Annotated in this window: 21 protein-coding genes and 1 pseudogene; 9 read left to right on the top strand and 13 right to left on the bottom strand. The window is 72.9% G+C overall.

Features of this window, described 5'->3' with window-relative positions; translation table 11 throughout:
• Positions 1-39: 39 nt before the first annotated feature.
• From ACFWI8_RS02170 to ACFWI8_RS02135, 8 genes are all read right to left on the bottom strand, one after another.
• Positions 40-1,410, bottom strand: a complete 1,371-nt coding sequence (locus ACFWI8_RS02170; RefSeq protein ID WP_387084570.1) for an LLM class flavin-dependent oxidoreductase — start codon at positions 1,408-1,410, stop codon at positions 40-42.
• On the bottom strand, positions 1,407-2,228 hold the full coding sequence (locus tag ACFWI8_RS02165) for an ABC transporter ATP-binding protein (protein ID WP_387084567.1): 822 nt from the start codon (positions 2,226-2,228) through the stop codon (positions 1,407-1,409). The genes ACFWI8_RS02170 and ACFWI8_RS02165 overlap by 4 nt, the downstream gene beginning before the upstream one ends.
• Positions 2,204-3,049 carry an ABC transporter permease gene (locus ACFWI8_RS02160; protein WP_387084565.1) on the bottom strand — a complete coding sequence of 282 codons (846 nt, stop codon included), beginning with the start codon at positions 3,047-3,049 and terminating at the stop codon, positions 2,204-2,206. Before ACFWI8_RS02160 ends, ACFWI8_RS02165 begins: the two co-directional genes overlap by 25 nt.
• On the bottom strand, positions 3,046-4,110 hold the full coding sequence (locus tag ACFWI8_RS02155) for an ABC transporter substrate-binding protein (protein WP_387084563.1): 1,065 nt from the start codon (positions 4,108-4,110) through the stop codon (positions 3,046-3,048). The genes ACFWI8_RS02160 and ACFWI8_RS02155 overlap by 4 nt, the downstream gene beginning before the upstream one ends.
• A gap of 114 nt (positions 4,111-4,224) precedes the next feature.
• Complete coding sequence (locus tag ACFWI8_RS02150; RefSeq protein WP_387084794.1) at positions 4,225-4,299, bottom strand: putative leader peptide; 75 nt, start codon at positions 4,297-4,299, stop codon at positions 4,225-4,227.
• 158 nt (positions 4,300-4,457) lie between these two features.
• Positions 4,458-4,709 (bottom strand): CHAT domain-containing protein, encoded by a 252-nt coding sequence (locus ACFWI8_RS02145; protein WP_387084792.1) that lies wholly within the window; start codon positions 4,707-4,709, stop codon positions 4,458-4,460.
• 118 nt (positions 4,710-4,827) lie between these two features.
• The gene (locus ACFWI8_RS02140; RefSeq protein ID WP_387084561.1) at positions 4,828-5,940 is read right to left on the bottom strand and encodes a Gfo/Idh/MocA family protein; all 1,113 of its coding nucleotides are present in this window, start codon (positions 5,938-5,940) and stop codon (positions 4,828-4,830) included.
• On the bottom strand, positions 5,937-6,698 hold the full coding sequence (locus tag ACFWI8_RS02135; protein WP_387084559.1) for a ThuA domain-containing protein: 762 nt from the start codon (positions 6,696-6,698) through the stop codon (positions 5,937-5,939). Before ACFWI8_RS02135 ends, ACFWI8_RS02140 begins: the two co-directional genes overlap by 4 nt.
• Before the next feature lie 198 nt (positions 6,699-6,896).
• Between ACFWI8_RS02135 and ACFWI8_RS02130 the strand changes: the two genes are divergently transcribed.
• From ACFWI8_RS02130 to ACFWI8_RS02115, 4 genes are all read left to right on the top strand, one after another.
• A complete protein-coding gene (locus ACFWI8_RS02130; RefSeq protein WP_387084557.1) occupies positions 6,897-7,994 on the top strand; it encodes a LacI family DNA-binding transcriptional regulator in 1,098 nt (365 codons plus the stop codon).
• A 9-nt stretch (positions 7,995-8,003) separates the two neighbouring features.
• Positions 8,004-9,527 (top strand): isocitrate lyase/phosphoenolpyruvate mutase family protein, encoded by a 1,524-nt coding sequence (locus ACFWI8_RS02125; protein WP_387084555.1) that lies wholly within the window; start codon positions 8,004-8,006, stop codon positions 9,525-9,527.
• 129 nt (positions 9,528-9,656) lie between these two features.
• Positions 9,657-10,400 (top strand): sugar phosphate isomerase/epimerase family protein, encoded by a 744-nt coding sequence (locus ACFWI8_RS02120; RefSeq protein WP_387084553.1) that lies wholly within the window; start codon positions 9,657-9,659, stop codon positions 10,398-10,400.
• Positions 10,397-11,509, top strand: coding sequence for a Gfo/Idh/MocA family protein (locus ACFWI8_RS02115; RefSeq protein WP_387084551.1), 1,113 nt, complete (start codon positions 10,397-10,399; stop codon positions 11,507-11,509). The genes ACFWI8_RS02120 and ACFWI8_RS02115 overlap by 4 nt, the downstream gene beginning before the upstream one ends.
• Positions 11,510-11,643: 134 nt before the next feature.
• Here ACFWI8_RS02115 and ACFWI8_RS02110 read toward each other — a convergent pair.
• The 4 genes and pseudogenes from ACFWI8_RS02110 to ACFWI8_RS02095 form a co-directional block, all read right to left on the bottom strand.
• A pseudogene (locus ACFWI8_RS02110) lies at positions 11,644-11,805 on the bottom strand (ABC transporter); the annotation flags it as partial.
• 79 nt (positions 11,806-11,884) lie between these two features.
• Positions 11,885-12,316 (bottom strand): hypothetical protein, encoded by a 432-nt coding sequence (locus ACFWI8_RS02105; RefSeq protein ID WP_387084549.1) that lies wholly within the window; start codon positions 12,314-12,316, stop codon positions 11,885-11,887.
• 21 nt (positions 12,317-12,337) lie between these two features.
• Entirely contained in the window at positions 12,338-12,598 is a 261-nt protein-coding gene (locus tag ACFWI8_RS02100; protein WP_387084547.1) for a hypothetical protein, read from the bottom strand.
• Positions 12,595-12,999: a DUF2089 domain-containing protein gene (locus tag ACFWI8_RS02095; RefSeq protein ID WP_387084545.1), complete on the bottom strand. Its 405-nt coding sequence runs from the start codon at positions 12,997-12,999 to the stop codon at positions 12,595-12,597. The genes ACFWI8_RS02100 and ACFWI8_RS02095 overlap by 4 nt, the downstream gene beginning before the upstream one ends.
• Before the next feature lie 390 nt (positions 13,000-13,389).
• On the opposite strand from ACFWI8_RS02095, the gene ACFWI8_RS02090 reads away from it, so the two are divergent.
• Entirely contained in the window at positions 13,390-14,607 is a 1,218-nt protein-coding gene (locus ACFWI8_RS02090) for an LLM class flavin-dependent oxidoreductase (protein WP_387084543.1), read from the top strand.
• A 13-nt stretch (positions 14,608-14,620) separates the two neighbouring features.
• Positions 14,621-16,009: an NtaA/DmoA family FMN-dependent monooxygenase gene (locus ACFWI8_RS02085; protein WP_387084541.1), complete on the top strand. Its 1,389-nt coding sequence runs from the start codon at positions 14,621-14,623 to the stop codon at positions 16,007-16,009.
• Positions 16,010-16,189: 180 nt separating this feature from the next.
• On the opposite strand, the gene ACFWI8_RS02080 is transcribed toward ACFWI8_RS02085, so the two are convergent.
• Positions 16,190-16,621, bottom strand: a complete 432-nt coding sequence (locus ACFWI8_RS02080; protein WP_387084539.1) for a MarR family winged helix-turn-helix transcriptional regulator — start codon at positions 16,619-16,621, stop codon at positions 16,190-16,192.
• Positions 16,622-16,860: 239 nt separating this feature from the next.
• Between ACFWI8_RS02080 and ACFWI8_RS02075 the strand changes: the two genes are divergently transcribed.
• The 3 genes from ACFWI8_RS02075 to ACFWI8_RS02065 all read left to right on the top strand — a co-directional run bounded on the left by ACFWI8_RS02075 (position 16,861) and on the right by ACFWI8_RS02065 (position 20,080).
• A complete protein-coding gene (locus ACFWI8_RS02075; protein ID WP_387084537.1) occupies positions 16,861-18,057 on the top strand; it encodes an NADH:flavin oxidoreductase/NADH oxidase family protein in 1,197 nt (398 codons plus the stop codon).
• A gap of 255 nt (positions 18,058-18,312) precedes the next feature.
• Positions 18,313-19,050, top strand: coding sequence for a TetR/AcrR family transcriptional regulator (locus ACFWI8_RS02070; protein ID WP_387084535.1), 738 nt, complete (start codon positions 18,313-18,315; stop codon positions 19,048-19,050).
• Positions 19,051-19,132: 82 nt separating this feature from the next.
• Positions 19,133-20,080 (top strand): alpha/beta hydrolase family protein, encoded by a 948-nt coding sequence (locus ACFWI8_RS02065; RefSeq protein ID WP_387084533.1) that lies wholly within the window; start codon positions 19,133-19,135, stop codon positions 20,078-20,080.
• Positions 20,081-20,256: the final 176 nt, after the last annotated feature.

Genomic DNA, 20,256 nt, shown 5'->3' with positions numbered 1-20,256 from the left:
CGGCCGCCGGCCCGGGCGGTCGTCCGCCGCCCGGGTCGGTCAGGGCGCGGGCGCCGCCGTGGTCGACAGTGGCGCGCGCCGGCCGGCGAACGTGCTGCGCGGCCGGGGGAGGCCGTAGTGGTCGCGCAGCGTCGTGCCGGTGTACTCGGTGCGGAACAGGCCCCGGCGGCGCAGGATCGGCACCACCTCGTCGGCGAACACGTCGAAGCCGCCGCTGAGCCAGGGCGGCATGACGTTGAAGCCGTCGGCGGCGCTGCCGGTGAACCACTCCTCGATCCGGTCGGCGACCTGCTCGGGCGTGCCGGCCACCACCCAGTGGCCGCGCGCCCCCGCGAGCCGGTGCAACAGCTGCCGCAGCGTTGGGCGTTCACGCTCGATGACGTCGACGATCAGCTGGAAGCGGCTGGACGCGCCGCGCTCCCCGCCGGTGTCGATCGCCTCGCGCGGCACCGGCCGGTCCAGGTCGGCGACGTCGAACCTGACGCCGAGCAGCCGTTCGAGGAGTTGCAGCGAGTACTCGGGTTGGGTCAGCTCGTTGAACTCGTCCCGCAGCGCCCGCGCCTCCGCCTCCGTCGAGCCGATGAACGGACTGATGCCCGGCAGCACCAGCACCCGGTCGGGGTCGCGACCGAGCGCCGCCGCGCGGCGCTTGAGGTCGGCGTAGAAGTCCCGCGCCGAACCGAGCGTCTGGTGCGCGGTGAACACCGCCTCCGCGTAGCGGGCCGCGAAGCCGCGGCCGTCCTCCGAGGAGCCGGCCTGCACGTAGACCGGGCGGCCCTGCGGGGTGCGCGGCGTGTTGAGCGGGCCCCGCACCCTCAGGTGCCGGCCCTCGTGGTCGATCGGGTGGATGCGGTCGGTGTCGGCGAAGATCCCGGACGCCTGGTCGGCGATCAGCGCCTCGTCCTCCCAGCTGTCCCACAGCTTCGTCACCACGTCGACGAACTCCCGTGCCCGGTCGTACCGTTCGGCGTGCACCGGGTGCGCGTCGAGGCCGAAGTTCCCCGCCGCCTGCGGGGCGCCCGTGGTGACGATGTTCCAGCCGGCGCGGCCCCGGCTCAGGTGGTCGAGGGAGGCGAAGAGCCGGGCCAGGTTGTACGGCTCGGAGTAGGTGGTGGAGGCGGTGGCGATCAGCCCGATCCTGCTGGTGACGGCCGCCACCGCGGCCAGCCAGGTGAACGGCTCCAGGCGGAACCGGCTGGCGTAGCGCACGTTGTCCGGCAGCGAGGGCCCGTCGGCGAGGAACACCGCGTCCAGCTTGGCGGCCTCGGCGCGGCGGGCCAGCTCCTGGTAGAGACCGATGTCCAGGAGCCGGTCGGGACGCGAGCCGTGGTAACGCCAGGCCGCCTCGTGGTGGCCGCCCGGATAGATGAACAGGTTGAGCCGCAACCGGCGTTCGGCGGACCCGGTCATGGTGTCCCGCCCTCCGCCGGCTCGACGGCGCCCTGGTCCGCGTTCGGCCCGTCGGCGTTCTGCGTGTCGGTGTCGACCCCGAGGCGGGCCAGCAGGTCGGCACGGAGCGCCGCGTACGCGGGGCTGCCCGGCGTGCGCGGCGCGGGCAGCGTGATCGGCAGGTCGGCGGCGATCCGGCCCGCGTCCAGCACCACGACCCGGTCGGCGAGCGCGATCGCCTCGTCCACGTCGTGCGTGACCAGCAGCACCGCGGGGCGGTGCGCCTCGTACAGCCGCCGCAGCAGCGCGTGCATCCGGATCCTGGTCAGCGCGTCCAGCGCGCCGAACGGCTCGTCGGCCAGCAGCAGTTCCGGCTCCCGCACCAGCGAGCGGGCCAGCGCCACGCGCTGCTGCTCGCCACCCGACAACTCGACCGGCCAGGCGCGCTCCCGGCCGGCGAGGCCCACCTCGGCCAGCGCGGTGCGGCCCCGCCGGGTCGCGTCAGGACCGTCGAGGCCCAGCGTCACGTTCTCCAACAGCCGTTTCCACGGCAGCAGTCGGGCGTCCTGGAAGACCACCGAGACGTTCTCGGGCGCGTCGAGACGCTCGTAGCCGGTCACGTCGTGGTCGATGCCGGCCAGCACCCGCAGCAGGGTGCTCTTGCCCGAGCCGCTGCGCCCGATCAGGGCCACGAACTCGCCCGGCGCGACGGTCAGGTCGAGCGCGTCGAGCACCCGCCGGTCCCCGAACGCCCGGACCAGGCCCTCGATCCGGACCGCGGCCCCGGTCGTCAGGCCGCCCTTCAGGCCGTCCTTCAGCCCGCCAGCGTGCGTCGCCATGACAGCGCCCTCCTCTGCACGAGCCGCACCAGGCCGTCGGAGACGAGCCCGAGCAGGCCGTAGACCACCAGGCCCACGATGATCACGTCGGTCTGTCCGTAGGTACGCGCCAGCTCCATCATGTAGCCGATGCCGCTGGTGGCGTTGACCTGCTCGACCACCACCAGGGCGAGCCAGGCGTTGGTGACGGCGAACCGCATGCCGAGCAGGAAGCCCGGCAGCGCGCCCGGCAGCACCACGTGCCGCAGGAACGCGACCCGGCCAAGGCGCACGGTCTCGGCCAGCTCGACATAGCGACTGTCGATCGTCCGCAGCCCGTTGTGGGTGTGGACGTAGATCGGGACCAGCACGCCGAGGGTGATGGTGACGATCTTCATGGTCTCGCCGATGCCGAACCACAGGATCAGCAGCGGGATGAGGGCCAGCGACGGGATGGACCGCTTGATCTGCACGGGGCCGTCGATCACCCCCTCGCCGAACCGGCTCAACCCGGCGATCACGGCCAGCACCAGGCCGGCCGCCACCCCGAACCCGAGCCCGGCCAGGGCGCGTTGCGCGGACGTCCACAGGTTCTCCTGGAGCCGGCCGTCCTCGATCAGCTCCTGGGCGGTCGTCACCACCTCCCAGGGCGCCGACAGGTTCCGCTCGTCGATCCACCCCGCGGCCGAGCCGACCGACCAGACCAGGAGCAGCAGCAGTGGTCCGATGGCCCAGCCGTAGCGGATGGGCCGCCCGGGCCCGAGCCGCCGCCTGCGCCGCCGGGGCGCCGGGGGCGGCTCGACCACCCGCGGCGTGGCCAACGGGGTCTCGGTCGCCGTCACGACCCACCACCCTCCGCCTCGGCGACGGCCTCGGCCGCCACCGTCTCGTAGCGTCGGTCGAACAGGGTCTCGGCGTCGAACGTCTCGCGGTCGAGCTCGGCGGCCAGCAGCTCGATGGTCTGTTGCTGCCGCTCGATGGCGTCCGACCAGTCGGCCGGGAAATCCGGGTGCCCGTTCTGCTCGACCAGGTACTCGCCGTCCTCGACGCTCAGCCCCTGGTCCTCGACGTAGAAGCCCTGGATCCACTCCTCGGGATGCTCGTCGGCCCAGGTCAGCGCGCGCGCCCAGAGACCGATGAACTCCCGGATCGCCGCCGCCTTCTGGGGATCGGACACAGCGGCCGTCGGCACCCACAGGTGCCCCGGGTCGTCCCGCAGCCCGTGGTGGATGGTGGTGCCGCCCTCGGGGCCGTACTGCTCCACATACCGCCGGATGTTGACGTTGCCGAGCGGCGCCACGTCCACCTCGCCGTTGCCCAGCGCCGTCGGATAGACGTCGCCGGTACTGGGGATCTCGACCAGCTCCACGTCGTCCGTGGTGAGCCCCGCCGCGTCCAACACCCGGAGGATCAACGCACCCTGCGCCTGGCCCGGGCTGAACGCGATCCGCTTTCCGCGCAGGTCCTCCAGCGACTGGACGTCCACGCCGGGCGCCACGCCGAGTTGGTAGATCGGGTGGTCGACCGGGTCCTGGCGGAGCTGCGTCGCCACCAGCTTGGTGTCCAGCCCCGTCCAGTGCGCGTGGATCGACGGGATCTCGGCCGCCGAGCACACGTCGAGCGCGTTGGCCCGGAACGCCTCGGAGCACTGCGGCCCGCCGCTGATGTTGGCCCACTCCACGTTGAACGGGATCTCGTCGATCAGCCCGGACAGTTCGAGCGCGACCTGAGCGTCCGGCGTGCCGATCGTCAGGGTTGTGTCGGGATCGACGGTCGCCGGTATCTCCGCCGCGGCCAACTCCTCGTCGCTGGCGCCGCCTTCCGCGTCGTCGGTGGCGCAACCGGCGAGCAGCAGCGGGGCGACGAGGGCGGCGGCGAGCGCGAGGTGTCCAAATCTGGGCATGGTGGTTCCCGGAAATCGTGTGCGTGAACAGCGGAACGCCGGCGAGAACGCGGCGGAAATGCGGCGTCGCCGGAAAGGGGGGATCCGTGGGGGGAAATACGCGGAGGAGAAAGATCAGCGACACATGGCGGTGGCGACGCGCATCAGATCGATGGCGCGCCGCTGGCTGAGCTGGGCGAAGGTCCGCATGTCCGAGAAAGTAGCGAACACCTGGGCGAACGGTCAACGACGTGTACGGTCGGGAGTTTCCGGCGCGCGACCGATGTAACACGGCTTCATATTACGAAGTCGGTATCCCGATGTCAGAAGCCTGATGAACGCGCGCGAACGCGGGATGAATTTCGCCGTCACGGCCCCAGGTGGACCTGGCAGGCCCACAGGCTCGGGGTCATCGGGTAGTCGGCGCGCGGCGTCCGCACCGCGGCGTGCACGGCCTCGTCGGCGAGTTCGGGCGTGGTGCGCGGGGTGTCGCAGGCGGACAGGTGGGCGAGCCGGACGCCGGGCAGTCGGAGCCGCGCCAGGTCGCGTACGGCCAGCGGGCGTTCGGCGTGGTCGTGGAGGACCAGACGGTTGCCGGAGGGCCGGTGCGGGTCGCCCAGCGCGTGGCAGGCGAAGACGCGAACTCGCCACGCGGGTCGGACTCGTCCCGGCGGACGCGCCCGGCCGGCTCCGCCGGGACACGGACAACGACCTGTCCGAGCTGTTCAGGAAGGCCGACTAGCGTCGACCAGCGAGGCCGGGCGGGAGAGGGGCCAGCGCGGCCAGGGCTGCGCGCTCCGGTCCCGCGGCCGCCAGCGCCTCGCGGTGCGCGTCGGCCAGGAGTTCGGCCACCAGCACGCGGCGGTCGGTGCGGGCGGAGAGCACGGCCGCGTCGACCATGGCGAGGCTCAGCAGGTTCTCGTGGATCTCGCCGCGCGGCGTGGTGCCGGTGCGCAGGGCGTGGACGAAGGCGGCGAGCGCGCCGGCGATGCCGCCAGGCGCCCCGTCGTCGGCCGGTTCCGGCGCCGGGTCGAGCGACGACAGGGGCGGTCCCTCACCGTCCCAGGTGGCGGTGCCGTGGGCGCCGCTGAGGCGCCAGCCCCCGTTCCACGAGGTTTCGAGCCCCGGGCTGCACCAACTGCCGGTGTAGACGTAGCGGACGCCGCCGGTCATCTCGAAGACGGCGGTGGCGGCCGCGTCACCCGCGTACCAGCTCCAGGACGGGTTGTACTCCTGGCAGTAGACCGAGACGGGCTCGGCGTCGAGGACGTAGCGGGCGGCGTCGAAGGGGTGGATCGCCATGTCGAGGAGCAGCGGGTGCGCCATGGCGTCGCGGAAGCCGCCGAAGCGCGGGGCGAGGAAGAACTCCGTGGTGAGGACGCCGAGCGGGCCGAGCCGGCGGGCCTGGTCGCGGAAGCGCCGCAGGTGGCGGTCGTGGCTGCGGGACTGACTCACCATGAACAGCTGGCCGGCGAGCTCGGCCGCCGCCGCGAGCCGGAGCGCCTCGGCGACCGAGGCGGCGGCCGGCTTCTCGCCCAGCACGGGCAGGCCGAGCCCGAGGGCCTGGAGGGTGACCGGCAGGTGGGCGGCCGGGGTCGTCACGTTGATGACGGCCTGCGCGCCGGACGCGGCGGCCACCGCCGCCAGATCGGTGCCGGCGACGGCGCCCGGCACGCCATCGGCCGCCGCCGTGGCCGCGTCCGGGTCGAGGTCGACGACGCCGACCAGCGTGACGTCGGGCGAGGCGGCGACGGCGCCCAGCCAGGCCCGGCCCATCCCGCCGGCGCCGACGAGGAGAACCCGCAGCGGGTCGCCGTCGGCCGGGAGGGCGCGGAAGCGGGGCACGCTCATGCGGGGCTGCCCTCGGCCTCGAACCAGCCGGTCTCGCTGCGGACCAGCGTCGGGGTGGTGCGGGCCGCGGCCGGCGCGGCCCAGGTGACGGCGTTGGCGATGACGCGGCGCACGTCCGGATGGTGGTAGACGGGGTAGTCCTGGTCGCCGGGGCTGAAATAGAAGATCTTCCCGTGGCCGCGCCGGAACGTGCAGCCGCTGCGGAACACCTCGCCGCCGGAGAAGGAGCTCACGAACACCAGCTCGTCGGGGGCCGGGATGTCGAAGAACTCCCCGTACATCTCCTGCTCCTCGATGACGATCGGGTGCGGCACGCCAGCGGCGATGGGGTGCGAGGGGGCGACCGTCCACACCAGCTCGCGGTCCCTGCCGTTGCGCCAGCGCAGCGTGCAGGTGGTGCCCATCAGCCGGGTGAAGATCTTCGACCAGTGCCCCGAGTGCAGCACGATCAGGCCCATCCCGGCCAGCACGTGCCGGTGCACCCGGTCCACGACCTCGTCCGCCACCTCGCCGTGGGCCACGTGCCCCCACCAGGTCAGCACGTCGGTCTCGGCCAACACCTCCTCGGTCAGGCCGTGTTCCGGCTCGTCCAGGGTGGCGGTGCGCACCGTGGCCGCGGCGCCGAGGTGCTCGGTCACGCCCTCGGCGACGGCCGCGTGCATGCCCTTCGGGTACAGGCGGGCGACCTTCTCGTCCCGCTGCTCGTGGCGGCCCTCGCTCCAGACGGTGACCCGCAGGGGGGAGACGGGCGACGACATGGCCTCACTCCGGTCCTGCCCGGGCCGCCGAAAAAACTTTCGCCAAACCGGGCCTAGTTTTCGCAACAAACGGCAGCCAAGCTAGGTCGCGGGGCGCGGCCTGTCAAGGGAGCCTGGGGGCGGGGCGAGTGGCCGAAAGGGCGTGAGGCTCTAGGGTGGGTGTTTCGAAAACTGTCGGCACCCAGCGGAGGCGGACTCATGACCGATGGCCGGGCGGCGCGCCTCACTCTCGCCCAGATCGCCGAGACGGCCGGGGTGTCGGTCTCCACCGTCTCCAAGGTCCTCAACGGCCGGGACGACGTCTCCGCCGACACCCGCGCCCGGGTCGACGCCGTGCTCCGCAGGAACCGGTACGTGCGCCGCGGCGCGCCCGCCACCGAGCCGGCGGCGCCCGGCCCCCGCACCGTGGACCTCGTGCTCGGCGGGATCGACGGCTCCTGGCCGGCGAGCGTCGCCAGCGGCATGGAGGCCGCGGCCCACGACGCCGGACTGCACGTGGTGATCTCCGTCGCCCGCGCGAACGGCCGCGGCCCCGACTGGGTGGACCGCGCGCTGGAGCGGGGCAGCTCCGGCGTGGTCGTCGGCCTCGCCGAGCCGACCGAGGACCAGCTGCGGCGTCTTGCGCGGGCCCGGATCCCCTGCGTCGTCATCGACCCGCTCAGCGACCCGCCGCCCGGCGTGTGGTCCGTCGGCACCACCAACTGGTCGGGCGCGTACGAGGCGACCAGCCACCTGCTCGACCAGGGCCACCGGCGGATCGGCCTGGTCACCGGCCCTCCCGGCCACCTCTTCGCCCGGGCCCGCATCGCCGGCTACCGCTCCGCGATGTCGGCGGCCGGCGTGGACGCCCCACCCGCACTGCTGCGACACGGCACCTACGACCGGGCCAGCGGCCGCGCCCAGGTGCGGGCGCTCATCGAACTGCCGGAACCGCCGACCGCGGTGTTCGTCTGCTCCGACCACATGGCGATCGGCGGCTACGAGGCCCTCGCCGAGGCGGGTCTCCGGGTGCCGGACGACGTCAGTGTCGTCGGCTTCGACGACCTGCCGGAGGCCCGCTGGGTCACCCCGCCCCTGACGACGGTGCGCCAACCCCTCAAGGAGATGGGGGGCGCGGCCCTCCGCACCCTCGCCCGCCTGATCGCGGGTGAGGACGTCGAGAGCCCGCGAACCGAGCTGGCCACCACGCTGGTGCCACGCGGCAGCACGGCGAAACGGCGCGAGCCAACGCGCGGCGCCGGCCTGCGAAGCGGCGGCGGGCACGGTTCGGCGGGCGCCGAACCGTTCGGTGCCTAGCGTCGGGGCATGACAGGCGGAGTGCACGAGATCCATGACCACGCGGGCGTGTCGGCGGCGCTCGCCGACCCGGCGCTGGTGCCCGAACGGCCCGCGGGTGAGGGGACGGTCGGGGCGAGCGTCGGCTGGTTGCGGGCCACGGTGGCCAGGTTCGCCTCGGGCGAGGCGCACCTGCGGCGGCGCGCCCTGGTGGCGGCGGAGCTGGCCCGGGTCGAGCCCGCCGCGCTGCTGCGGGCCGCGGCGGCGGAGCAGGGGGCGGGGGAGACCCGCGTCCGGGTGGTGCGGGTGCTCGCCCGGGCCCTCGGCATGCCGGATCCCGAGGCGGTGGCCGAGGACGTGGTCGCGGTGGCCGCGAGCTACTTCGGCGGGGAGGACCAGGCCGCCGACGAGGCGGTTGGCCGGCTGGTGGACCGGTTGGCCCCCGAGGCGGCGGACGAAGCCGACCTGGAGGCCGTGGCCAACCGCGTCGGGCTGCTGGTCCAGGCGTGCGAGGCGACGGCCGCGCTGGTCGAGGCCGCGGCCGGCGGCGACGTGCCGCTGGCCCGGGTCCTCGGGGACACCCCGCCGGTGCGGACCATGCGGCGCGTCGCCGCCCGGGCCACCCGGGTCGCGGGCCGCGAGATCGCCGAGGGCGACGTGGTGCTCCTCGACCTCGCGACCGCCAACCGCGCGCACCCCGTGCCGCTCACCTTCGGCGGCCCGCCCCGCGTCTGCCCTGGCCGGGCCCACGCCCTCGCGCTGGCCCACGGCCTGACGCGCCGCCCGATGACCGCTTTCGCCCGCCTGCACCACCTTCAGGCGCCGCTGCTGCTGCCCAACGCCTGGGACCACGCCTCGGCCGCCGCGTTGGCGGCACGCGGGTTCGCCGCCGTCGGCACCACCAGTCTCGGGGTGGCCGCGGCGGCCGGGCTGCCGGACGGGTCGGGCGCCACCGCCGAGGAGACCCTGGCGCTGGCCCGGCGCCTCGGCCGCGGCTCGTTCCTGTTCACCGTGGACGTCGAGGGCGGCTTCAGCGACGACCCCCAGGAGGTCGCCGAGCTGGCGCGGAGGCTGGGCGAGGCCGGTGCCGCCGGGATCAACATCGAGGACGGCCGCCCCGACGGCACGCTCGCCCCCGTGGCCTCGCACGCGGCGAAGATCGCCGCCGTCAAGGCCGCCGTGCCCGAGCTCTTCGTGAACGCCAGGACCGACACCCACTGGCTCGGCCGCCAGCGGGCGGAGACCGCGACCCGCCTCGCGGTCTACGAACAGGCCGGCGCGGACGGCGTGTTCGTGCCGGGTCTGGTGGACCGGGACGGGATCGCCGCGCTGACGTCCCTCCTCGTCACCCCGTTGAACGTCCTGTACGTGCCGACCGGCCCGAGCGTCGCCGAGTTGGCGGCCCTCGGCGTGCGCCGGATCAGCCTCGGCTCGCTGCTCTACCGAACCGCCCTCGGCGCGGCCGTGGACGCCGCGACCGCCGTCCGGGACGGCCGGCGGCCGGCCGGTCCCGGCGTGCCGTCGTACGCCGAGGTGCGGCGACTCGGGCGGTGACTCGGGCGGTGACTCGGCCGGTGGTCGGCAGGGAAGGATCTTCGACGGCGGCGGGGGATTGTCAGCAGCGGTAAATCGATTCATCCTCGTGAAGGACGCAGATCGGACGCCTCGAAAGGCACTCCAAACATGGCAACACCACTGGGTGTTCAGCTCTACACGGTGCGCGACGCGCTCGCCGCCGACCGGGACGGCGTGCTCGCGCGGCTCGCCGGGATCGGCTACACGGCGGTCGAGCCCTTCAACCCCACCGACGACCCCGAGGGCTTCCGGCGGGTCGCCGACGACCTCGGGCTCGCCGTGTCGGGGTCGCACGCCATCCAGCTACTCGACGGGGAGACGGGACCGGTCTTCGAGGCGGTGGCCACCCTCGGCACCGACCTGGCCATCCTGCCGGCCGGCATCCCGCAGGAGGACTTCGCCGGTCGCGACGGGATAGCCAGGGCCGCCGACCTGCTCAACGGGCTCGCGGAGGACGCGGCCAAGCACGGGCTGCGGATCGGCTACCACAACCACTGGTGGGAGATAGAGCCGGTCTTCGACGGCCGGCACGCCATCGAGCTGCTGGCCGAACTCCTCGCCCCCGAGGTGGAGCTGGAGATCGACACCTACTGGGCCGCGGTCGGCGGCGCCGACGTGCCGGCGCTGCTCGGCCGGCTCGGGAGCCGGGTGACGGCGCTGCACGTCAAGGACGGTCCCGCGGTGAAGGACGAGCCGCACGTGGCCGTGGGGGCCGGGGTGATGCCGGTGCCCGAGGTGCTGGCCGCGGCTCCGGGCGCGCAGCGGATCGTGGAGCTCGACTCCTGCGCCACCGACCTGTTCGACGCGCTGGCCGCCAGCCGCGCCTACCTCGCCGGGCTGGGGGAGGCATGACCGGAGGCCCCGTGGGCGTCGCCGTCGTCGGCGCCGGCAACATCAGCGGACAGTACCTCCGCACCCTCGGCAGCTTCCCCGACGTCCGGGTGCTCGGCGTCGCGGACCTGGACGCGGAGCGTGCGCGGGCGGCCGCCGCCGAGCACGGCGTCCCGGTGGCCGGCGACCTCGACACGGTGCTCGCGGTGAACGAGGTGGAGATCGTCGTCAACCTGACCGTGCCCGTGGCGCACGCCCAGGTGGCCACGGCGGCACTGCGCGCCGGCAAGCACGTCTACGGCGAGAAGCCGTTCACCGCGACGCCCGCCGAGGGCGAGAAGGTGTTCGCCGAGGCGGCCGAGCGCGGGCTGCTGCTCGGCGGCGCGCCGGACACCTTCCTCGGCGCCGGCATCCAGTCCGCGCTGCGCGCCGTGCGGGAGGGGAGGATCGGCACGCCGGTCGGCGTGGCGACCGCCACCCAGAGCCTGGGCCCCGAGGGCTGGCACCCCGATCCGGCCTTCTTCTACCAGCCGGGCGCCGGGCCGCTGTTCGACATCGGCCCCTACTACCTGACCGCGCTGGTGGCGCTGTTCGGCCCGGTCTCCGAGGTGTACGCGACCGGGGCGCGGGGGCGGGCGGTGCGCGTCGTCGGCTCCGGGCCCAAGGCCGGGCAGGAGTTCCCGGTGGACGTGCCCACCCACGTGCAGGCGCTCCTCACGTTCGCCTCCGGGGTCACCGCCAGCTCGCTGTTCAGCTTCGACTCCTCGATCTGGCGGACCTCCATCGAGATCGTCGGCAGCGAGGGCGCGTTGGCCCTGCCCGACCCCAACACGTTCGACGGGCCGCTGCGGTTGCTGACCAACGGCACCAAGGAGTGGGTGGAGCTCCCGGTGGAGGGTTCGACGGCCGGCCGTGGGCTCGGCGTTCTCGACATGGCGCGGGCGCTGCGTCGGGGCGTGCCGCACCGGGCCTCGGGGGCGCTGGCGCTGCACGTGCTCAAGGTGATGGCGGCGATCGCGGACGCGGCGGAGAGCGGTGAGCCGCGCCGGCTCGACGCGGCCGGCGCGGCCCTGCTGACGGCCCCCGAGCCGCTGCCGGCCGGCTGGGACCCGTACGCGGCCGAGCTGTAGGCGGGCTCAGGTCGTGAGCGCGCGACGGGCCGCCGTCCGGAGGGACGGCGGCCCGTCGACCGCTGAGCGGTCCTCCTCCCGCTACCTCGGGTCACGCTCGAACAGCGACCTGGACCAGCGGTGGCCTGGCACGGGCCGGCGCCGTTCGGTCCGAGCAGGGCGAACACGGACCCGGCCGGGATGCGCGGATCGATGCCGTCGAGCACGGTCTTGGCCCCGTACGACGTGCGCGTGACGCGCGTCGACGGCGCGTGCGGGTTCGGGCGCCCGGATGCGGGGGGCGTGCCGTGCGCCACCCGGGGCCCGCGTCGATGTCATGCCGCCGGCCCTGGCGAGACGCCGCCGTTCCGGCGGGCGTCGGCCGCCGAGGCGGTGTCACTCGCAGAAGACCCGCACCGTGGTGTCGGGGTCGTCGACGTCGACGGTGAGCTCGTCGAGCTGGTCGACGAGATCCTCGAGGTGCTGCGGCTTGAGCTCGGTGAGGTCGATCGGCACCCCCGCCTTGTGCAACTCCGCGTTGGCCTTGCTGAGCGCCTGCGGAGGGACGAGGCTCGTCAGCCGGACCCCGGCGCGCAGCAGTTGTAGTGGGACCCGGACGTTGATCCGGCTCGACCCGTCGCCGCCCGAGTCGTCCGCCGCGTTCACCACCACGCGCAGGTACTTGGGTCGGGCTTTCGAGCGGGACGCGGCTCGCGGTGACGACTCCGGCTGCTCGCGCTCGACCGCGTCGATCAGCCGCTCGGCCTCGTCCGCGGTGATCTTGCCCTCGGCCAGCATCTCGAGGATCTGGCGGCGCTGCTCATTCACTGTCCACTCCTGCTCTCCGACTCATCTGACGCACACCAGCAGGGCCGTTCGGCCCTGCTCGAACTCGACCCGCGTGCCGGGCAGCGCCCACAACAACCGCCCGGCGCCGCCTAGCGCGCCCACCGGGCTGATCCGGAAGACGAGACAGGCGACCAACCCGCCCAGCACGGCGAGCAACAGCAGCGGTGACAGCACCAACAGCACCGGCGGAACGGGGACATGAAGCCGCCGCCAGCGCCCGTCGGGCCGGCGACGGCGCACCGTCACCAGGTACGGGATCACCGGGGGCCCTCCAACTCGGCCAGCGCCTCCCGGGCGCTGATCTCCCCCCGCCGCAGGCGGTCGACGACATCGGCGGCGCCGGTGGGCGCCGGGTCCGTGTCCACGAAGTCGAGCTGCTCGGCGATCCGCTTCAGCCGGGACTTGACCGTCGGATAGCTCACCCCGAAGATCCGCTCCATCTCCTTGATCGAACCGTGCGACCGCACGAACGCGGCGACGAACACCTGGTCGTCGGCGCTGAGTTGAGCCAACTGCGGTGGCTCGAACTCCCCCTCGACCGCGACGCCACTGCCGACGAGCCGGACTCGCTCGACCACGAACGGCTGCCCACGCGTCAGATCCGTCAGCTCCTGCCAGTCCACCCTGGCCCCCTTGCTCTCGGCGACGAGCCCATAATTCATTTGTATCTTGATTTTCTTAATCGGTCAACGCAGTGATCTTGATTTTCTTGATTTCGGCTTCGGTGTGCGGATCGGTCCGGCCGGCCCGGGCGGGATGGACAAGCCCGAAGTGCCCTTGTTAGCTTCGACGTCACGACGCTCGGCGAGCCCCGCCGGGCGCGCCGCGTTCCGGGTGAGGAGGCACGCCATGCACGGGCCCACTCCGGCGACGGCGTCGCTCGTCCGGCGCCTCCCCATCGATCTGCGTCGCTCCGCCAGCTCCCTCTGTAGCTGAGCCCGCCGCACCCGTTCCCCACCGCCGTGCCCGGCGGCCTCCCGGCCTGCCCGCCGGCCCTCTTCCCGCGTTTCCGCACTCGCGTTCCCCTCCCGACCAGGAAGCGAGACCTCGCCATGACCACCGCACGCCACCTGCACCTGGCCGTCGCCCTGGACGGCGCCGGCTGGCACCCCGCCGCCTGGCGCGAGCCGACGGCCCGCCCCGAGGAGCTGCTCACCGCCCGCTACTGGGCCGACCTGGTCGCCACGGCCGAGTCGGGGCTGCTCGACTTCGTCACCTTCGAGGACGCGCTGGCCCTCCAGTCCACCGGCTTCAACCGGCACGACGACCGCGTCGACCAGGTGCGCGGCCGGCTCGACGCCGTCCTCATCGCCTCCCGCGTGGCGCCGCTGACCCGCCACCTCGGTCTTGTGCCGACCGCCACCACCACCCACACCGAGCCCTTCCACGTCTCCAAGGCGATCGCCACCCTCGACTTCGTCAGCGAGGGCAGGGCCGGCTGGCGCGCGCAGCTCTCGAAGCCGCTGGAGAACCCGCACTTCGGCCGGCGCCAGGTCCCGCCGCTCCCCGAGCCAGGGCCCGACGGCCTCCCGTCGCCGGACGAGATCGCCGAGGCCTTCGCCGACGCGTTCGCCGAGGCCGAGGACTTCGTCACCGTGGTGCGGCGGCTGTGGGACAGTTGGGAGGACGACGCCGAGATCCGCGACGCCGCCACCGAACGGTTCGTCGACCGCGACAAGCTGCACTACGTCGACTTCGTCGGCCGCTGGTTCAGCGTGCGCGGCCCCTCCATCGTGCCCCGCCCGCCGCAGGGGCAGCCGCTGGTCACCGCGCTCGGCCACGCCTCCGTGCCCTACCGGTTCGGTGCCAGGTCCGCCGACGTCGTCTACGTCACCCCACGGGACGCCGACCACGCCCGCGCCGTCGTCGGTGAGATCCGCGCCGCGCGGCAGGCCGCCGGGCGTGACGAGGAGACCGTGCACGTCTTCGGCGACCTGGTGGTGCTCCTCGGTGCCACCCAGGCCGCGGCCGAGGACCGCAGGGCCAGGCTCGACGGTCTGGCCGGCGCCGAGTTCACCAGCGACGCCCCGATCCTCACCGGCACCGCAGCCCAACTCGCCGACCGCCTCCTGGAGTTGCACGAGGCCGGGCTCACCGGCTTCCGGCTGCGCCCCGCCACGCTCCCCGACGACCTGGGCACCGTCGTCGACGCGTTGGTGCCCGAACTGCAACGCCGCGGCGCCTTCCGCACCGCCTACGAGGCGGACACCCTGCGCGGTCTGCTCGGCCTCTGCCGCCCCGCCAACCGCTACGCCGCCGCCCGCTCCTAGAACGGAGAACCCCGTGAGCACCCCAGCGAAGCCCCGGAAGCAGGTCATACTCGGCGCCTATGTCGGCGGCGTCAACCACCACACCCTCTGGTCGGACCCGGCGGCCGGCAGCCAGATCGCGTTCTCCACCTTCCGGCACGTCGCCCAGACCGCCGAACGCGGCCGGTTCGACTTCTTCTTCCTCGCCGAGGGCCTGGCGCTGCGCGAGCGCCAGGGCCGGATCTTCGACCAGGACATCGTCGGCCGCCCCGACACCCTCCCGATGCTGGCCGCGCTCGCCGCCGTCACCGAACACCTGGGTCTGGTCGGCACCCTCAACGCCACGTTCAACGAGCCGTACGAGCTGGCCCGCCAACTCGCCTCGCTGGACCATCTGTCGGGCGGCCGGGCCGGCTGGAACGTCGTCACCTCCTTCGACGCGTTCACCGGCCGCAACTTCCGGCGCGGCGGCTTCCTGGCCCGCGAGCAACGCTACGAGCGCGCCGGGGAGTTCCTGGCCGCCGTCCGCCGCCTGTGGGACTCCTGGCCGGCCGACGCGATTGCCGCCGACCGGGACGGCGGCAGCTTCCTGCGCCATCCGGACGCCGGCTCCTTCGCTTTCTCCGGCCAACAGTTCGACATCCAGGGCCGGTTCACCACCCCGCGCAGCCCGCAGGGCCACCCGGTGATCCTGCAGGCCGGCGTCTCGCCCCAGGGACGCGACTTCGCCGCCGGCGGCGCCGACGCGATCTTCTCCCCCTACCGGACGCTGGCCGAGGCCCAGCCGTTCTACCGCGACATCCAGGCCAGGGCCACCCGCCTCGGTCGGCCGCCGGGCTCCGTGAAGGTGCTCCCCTCGGCGTCCTTCGTGCTCGGCGACACGGAGGCCGAGGCCGTCGAACGGCACCGGGACATCGCCCGCCGGCAGGTCACGGGACAGACCGCCCAGATCCTGCTGGAGTCCGTGTGGAACCGCGACCTGTCCGGCTACGACCCGGAAGGACCGCTGCCCGACATCGACCCGGACCCGGCCGGTCCCCGCGTGATCCAGGGCCGGGCCGTCCTGCACCAGGACCCGTTCGCCACCGTCGCCGAGTGGCGCGAACTCGCCGCCGCGCGCGGCTACTCGCTGCGCGAGCTGGCCATCCACGTCTTCGGTAGGACCGAGTTCGTCGGCACCCCGACCCAGGTGGCCGACCGCATCGACGCGTTCGTGCAGCAGGACGGCTCCGACGGCTTCATCCTCGGCTCCCACCTGGTGCCGAGCGGCCTCGACGAGTTCGTCGACAAGGTGGTGCCGCTCCTCCAGGAACGCGGCTCGCTGCGCGCCGAGTACGAGGGCCACACGCTCCGGGACAACCTGGGCATCCCGACACCGACGGTCCACGCCTCCGCGGCGAGCCCCCCGCTGGCGCGCGCCTGACCGCAACTGCCGCCGTGCCGCCTGGGCGTCGGTGCCGTCGCCCGGGGCCGGTGCCGGGTACGCGGATGGTGACGTCGGCCAGGGGCTCGACGCCCGCGCGGTCGAGCCCCCGCAGGCCGCGCACCGGGCCCCACGTCACCTTCCCGGCGCGTCCGGAGCCGTGGTCAGCCCATCGGCCTCTTAGGCCGGATCTGCCGTCGGTTCGAGCGCCTTCGCCAGGAGGCTCGCCAGGTTGAGCAGGTCGTCGGTGTCCAGTCGGGCGAAGGGGCTCAGGGCCAGTGTTGCCTCGATCACCGCGGACCGTACCCGTCGGCCGTCCTCCGTCAGTGCTACGACGCGTGAGCGGCGGTCGGCGGGGTCGGCGGAACGTTCGACGAGTCCCCGAGCGGTGAGTTGGTTCATGACGAAGCTGAGGTTGGGCGCGTTGCAGTACAGGCGGCCGGCCAACTCCTTCATCGAGGGCGGGGCCTCGGCCGGGTCGATCGCCCAGAGTGCGTGAGCGGTTGCGTGGGTCAGGCCGTGTTGGGCCAGGACGCTCTCGATCCGGTCGCCGGTCCGCATGAAGATCTCGTGGTTCGCCACCACCACTGCCTCGAGGGTGCTTCGCGTCATGGCCTGACCCTAACCTTTTTACTTCGAGCCTCGAAGTGTTCTTTCGTTCGAGGCTCGAAGTATCTTGCAACCTCAACCGGAGGGCCGGGTTCGACGACGTGAGCGACCTCGATCCCGCCGCCTCGTGACGCCGGAACAGGCGTCAGGTCAACGGAACCGACAGCCCCCGCCAAGGCCGCGCAGAACCGACGGCATGGGAGAAGAGATGGCCACGTTGAACGAGCCGCTGCACCTGGGTAATGGCAGCTCCGCTGCCCAACAGGATCGCGAAGGCCGCGATGGAGGAGCTGCTCGCCGCGCCGGGGCAGCTGCCGGGTGACGAACTCCGCACGCTCTACCGCCGTTGGGCCGCGGGAGGTGCCGGGCTCCTGATCACCGGACACGTCATGATCGACCGCGGAGCGGTCGCCCAGCCCGGCGACGTCGTCCTGGAACGGGACACGCCGCTGGAGCCGTTCCAGCACTGGGCGGCGGCCGGGAGATCGGCGGGCGGACGGATCTGGATGCAGATCAACCATCCCGGGCGCGTCATCCCCAAGGACCTCGCCGACACCACCTGGGCTCCCTCCGCGGTGCCGATCGACGTCGGCGGCCTCTCCGGCATGTACCCGACACCCCGGCCGATGACCGCCCAGGAGATCGACGAGACGGTGGAACGCTTCGCCGTGACCGCGCGGCGGGCTCAGCAGGCCGGCTTCGACGAAGTCGAGATCCACGCCGCCCACGGCTACCTCCTCTCCCAGTTCCTCTCCCCCCTGGTGAACCGGCGCGACGACCGCTGGGGCGGCAGCCTGCGCAACCGCGCCCGCCTGCTGCTCGATGTCGTGGGCGCGGTCCGCGAGCGCGTCGGCAGGGGTTTCGCGGTGGCGGTGAAACTGAACTCGGCGGACTTCCAGCGCGGTGGATTCGACACCGACGACGCACGTGACGTGATCAAGCTGCTCGCCGATGTGGGGGCTGACCTGGTCGAGCTGTCCGGCGGCAGCATCGAGAGCCTGGCCACGGCTGGCTTCCCCGCGGACGGCCGCACCCTCGCACGCGAGGCGTACTTCCTCGAACTCGCCGAGCGACTCGTCGCCACCTCGCCGCTGCCGCTTCTGCTGACCGGAGGGATACGCCGACGCGCGGTCGCCCAACAGGTGATCGACTCCGGAGTCGCCATGGCGGGCATGGCCACGGCGCTGGCGATCGACCCCACGCTGCCGGGGCAGTGGCTTGCCGGCGGTGACGCGCGGGTCCGCCCGCCCCGCACCCGGTTCCGGAACAAGATGCTGGCAGCGGCGGCCGTCCAGGCCGTCACGTCGCGGCAGCTCGCCCGTCTCGGTGCGGGCAAGCCGTCGAAGACGCCCTACCCTCCGGCCGTCGCCCTCCTCCTCGAACGGCTCGTCCGCGCCCGGCGCCGCCGCGACTATCTGACGTGGCGCACCGCCGCCTGAGGCCGAACCGCATCGGATCGGGGCGGATCCCGCGAGCCGCGATGAGTCCTACGTCCCCGGCGGTCGTGCCGTCGAACCCGTTACCGAGGAGGGCTGCTGATGCGGCCACCTGTTGGGACAACGTCTGTACGAGACGATGCCGTACTGGGAGGCCCCCGCCCAGCATCCATCGAGGCTGGCCGCGGGCCCCGAGCCTATGTGTAGCGACGCTAACTTCCGTTGCCCTTTCTGTGAGAGCTGATCTATCGTTGCTACATGAGGGAAGCTTCACCTGCCCAACGAACCCGCGCGCTGATCATCGACGCGGCCGCCGATCTTCTGGCGGCATCGGCCAGTGGGGAGTTCTCGACCCGCGAGGTGTGCGACGCGGCCGGCGTCACAGCGCCGACCCTGTACCACCACTTCGGCGACAAGGACGGACTGCTGCGAGAGGTGGCGGCGGACAGGTTCAGCCGCTACCTGACCCGCAAGCAGGCCCTGGTGACGACCGGGGATCCGGTCGGGGACTTTCTTCGCGGCTGGGACCTGCACGTGGAGTTCGGGGTGACCAACCCGGCGCTCTACACCATCATGTACGGCCGCCCGATGGACGGCGGTACGACTCCGGCGGATCGCGCCTACGCCGCACTCGTGGCGATGATGGGCGACCTGGAGCGAGCCGGACGGCTGCGCATGCCGATCGGGACGGCCGCGGATCTGGTGGCCTCGGCCGCGGTAGGGGTCACCTTGCATCTGATCCGCACCCGCGCGGCAGCCGGCGACCACCTGTCAGCCCTCGTGCGTGATGCCGTCACCGCGGCCGTCATCAGCCCGCCGGTCGCCCCCGGGGCGGCTTCGGTGACGCCGCGGCTCGCGCGAGCCGCCGCGCGACTGGAAGCGGAGATGCCGCATGGCCCCGTCGGCACGCTACGCGCCTCGGAAACCACGCTGCTGCGCGAATGGCTGGCCCAGCTGTCCGTGGCCAGCCCCGCCGCAGACGGCGCCCCCTCCTGAGGGGGCGTGCTCTCCAGGGCGACGGGCCACCCAACCGGCAGGTCCCCTCGACCCGCGGACCCGACATGAAGGAGATTCCCGCATGAGCACCATCCACCAGGAACGGGCTCCTGGCGAAGAGGAGATCCAGCGCATCCTGGACGGCATCGCGCAAGGCTTCGGCCACCCCATGCGCTCGCCGATCCTCAAGACCCCGGGCGACTACGGCCTGGCCTATCAGGATGTGTCCTTCCCCTCCATGGACGGCGTGCCGCTGGAAGCCTGGTACATCCCCCGTGATGGATCGGACAAGCTGATCATCGCCAACCACCCCCTGTGGTTCAACCGCTACGGCTTTCCCGCCCACCTGGAGCCGTGGAAGTCGATCGGCGCGAGCACCGGCAACGACTTCGAGGTCGACTTCGTGCCCGACTACCGCATCCTGCACGAGGCCGGATACAACGTCCTCACCTACGACATGCGCAACCTCGGCCACAGCGGAACCGGCAACGGCGGCATCGGCAGCGGCGGCCGCTTCGAAGCCCGCGACGTCGTCGGCTCTCTGCAGTACGTGCGCGCCCGCGAAGACCTCAAGGACATGACCGTCGGCCTGTTCAGCCGTTGCCAGGGCTCGAACGCGACCATGTTCGCCATGCAGATGTACCCCGAGCACTTCGAAGGCGTGCGCTGCGTCGTTTCCCCGCAGCCGCTGTCGGTCGGCGTCACCATGCAGCGCACTCTGGAGATGCTGGGAATGCCCGAGCGCATCGCCGAGCTGGAGGAAAAGGTCCGCCGGATCGTCAGCTTCCCCTTCTCCGAGATGTCACCGGTCGAGGCGGCCAAGAGCGTCACCATCCCCACCTTCCTCTACCAGGTCCACGACGACCTGATGACGCGCCCCGACGATGTCCAGGCGATGTTCGACAACATCCCGATCGAGGACAAGAAACTCGTCTGGGTCCACGGAACCACCGCCCGCTGGGACGGCTACCTGCACTTCCAGCGTGAGCCCAGGGAAATGCTGGACTGGTTCGCCACCCACATGAAGTAGCCGCAGCCTCCACCGTCTCCGGGGTTTTGCGCCCTCCGGTGCAGGGCTGCCCCGGAGTCACGCCACGAGATCCGCCGGCGGGACAGCTCGCGCATCCCAGTCAGCGGTCGAGTCGTCGCGGGGTGCCAGGCGCCCAATCTCCTCGAGCCATGAACGCGGCGACCACATGACAGCCA

It is taken from the genome of Streptomyces sp. NPDC127098 (assembly GCF_042722465.1).
In the GTDB taxonomy this organism is placed as follows: domain Bacteria; phylum Actinomycetota; class Actinomycetes; order Streptomycetales; family Streptomycetaceae; genus Streptomyces; species Streptomyces millisiae.
The sequence above is the reverse complement of the archived record's forward strand: the minus strand, read 5'-3'. Positions and strand labels throughout refer to the sequence as shown.

What these genes read in the sequence shown, in the direction of transcription:
- ACFWI8_RS02170 (WP_387084570.1), bottom strand. Translation starts at nt 1,410, where the DNA reads ATGACCGGGTCCGCCGAACGCCGGTTGCGGCTCAACCTGTTCATCTAT.
- ACFWI8_RS02135 (WP_387084559.1), bottom strand. Translation starts at nt 6,698, where the DNA reads ATGTCGTCGCCCGTCTCCCCCCTGCGGGTCACCGTCTGGAGCGAGGGC.
- ACFWI8_RS02115 (WP_387084551.1), top strand. Translation starts at nt 10,397, where the DNA reads ATGACCGGAGGCCCCGTGGGCGTCGCCGTCGTCGGCGCCGGCAACATC.
- ACFWI8_RS02125 (WP_387084555.1), top strand. Translation starts at nt 8,004, where the DNA reads ATGACAGGCGGAGTGCACGAGATCCATGACCACGCGGGCGTGTCGGCG.
- ACFWI8_RS02080 (WP_387084539.1), bottom strand. Translation starts at nt 16,621, where the DNA reads ATGACGCGAAGCACCCTCGAGGCAGTGGTGGTGGCGAACCACGAGATC.
- ACFWI8_RS02065 (WP_387084533.1), top strand. Translation starts at nt 19,133, where the DNA reads ATGAGCACCATCCACCAGGAACGGGCTCCTGGCGAAGAGGAGATCCAG.
- ACFWI8_RS02095 (WP_387084545.1), bottom strand. Translation starts at nt 12,999, where the DNA reads ATGAATTATGGGCTCGTCGCCGAGAGCAAGGGGGCCAGGGTGGACTGG.
- ACFWI8_RS02165 (WP_387084567.1), bottom strand. Translation starts at nt 2,228, where the DNA reads ATGGCGACGCACGCTGGCGGGCTGAAGGACGGCCTGAAGGGCGGCCTG.
- ACFWI8_RS02070 (WP_387084535.1), top strand. Translation starts at nt 18,313, where the DNA reads ATGAGGGAAGCTTCACCTGCCCAACGAACCCGCGCGCTGATCATCGAC.
- ACFWI8_RS02090 (WP_387084543.1), top strand. Translation starts at nt 13,390, where the DNA reads ATGACCACCGCACGCCACCTGCACCTGGCCGTCGCCCTGGACGGCGCC.
- ACFWI8_RS02120 (WP_387084553.1), top strand. Translation starts at nt 9,657, where the DNA reads ATGGCAACACCACTGGGTGTTCAGCTCTACACGGTGCGCGACGCGCTC.
- ACFWI8_RS02075 (WP_387084537.1), top strand. Translation starts at nt 16,861, where the DNA reads ATGGCAGCTCCGCTGCCCAACAGGATCGCGAAGGCCGCGATGGAGGAG.
- ACFWI8_RS02155 (WP_387084563.1), bottom strand. Translation starts at nt 4,110, where the DNA reads ATGCCCAGATTTGGACACCTCGCGCTCGCCGCCGCCCTCGTCGCCCCG.
- ACFWI8_RS02130 (WP_387084557.1), top strand. Translation starts at nt 6,897, where the DNA reads ATGACCGATGGCCGGGCGGCGCGCCTCACTCTCGCCCAGATCGCCGAG.
- ACFWI8_RS02140 (WP_387084561.1), bottom strand. Translation starts at nt 5,940, where the DNA reads ATGAGCGTGCCCCGCTTCCGCGCCCTCCCGGCCGACGGCGACCCGCTG.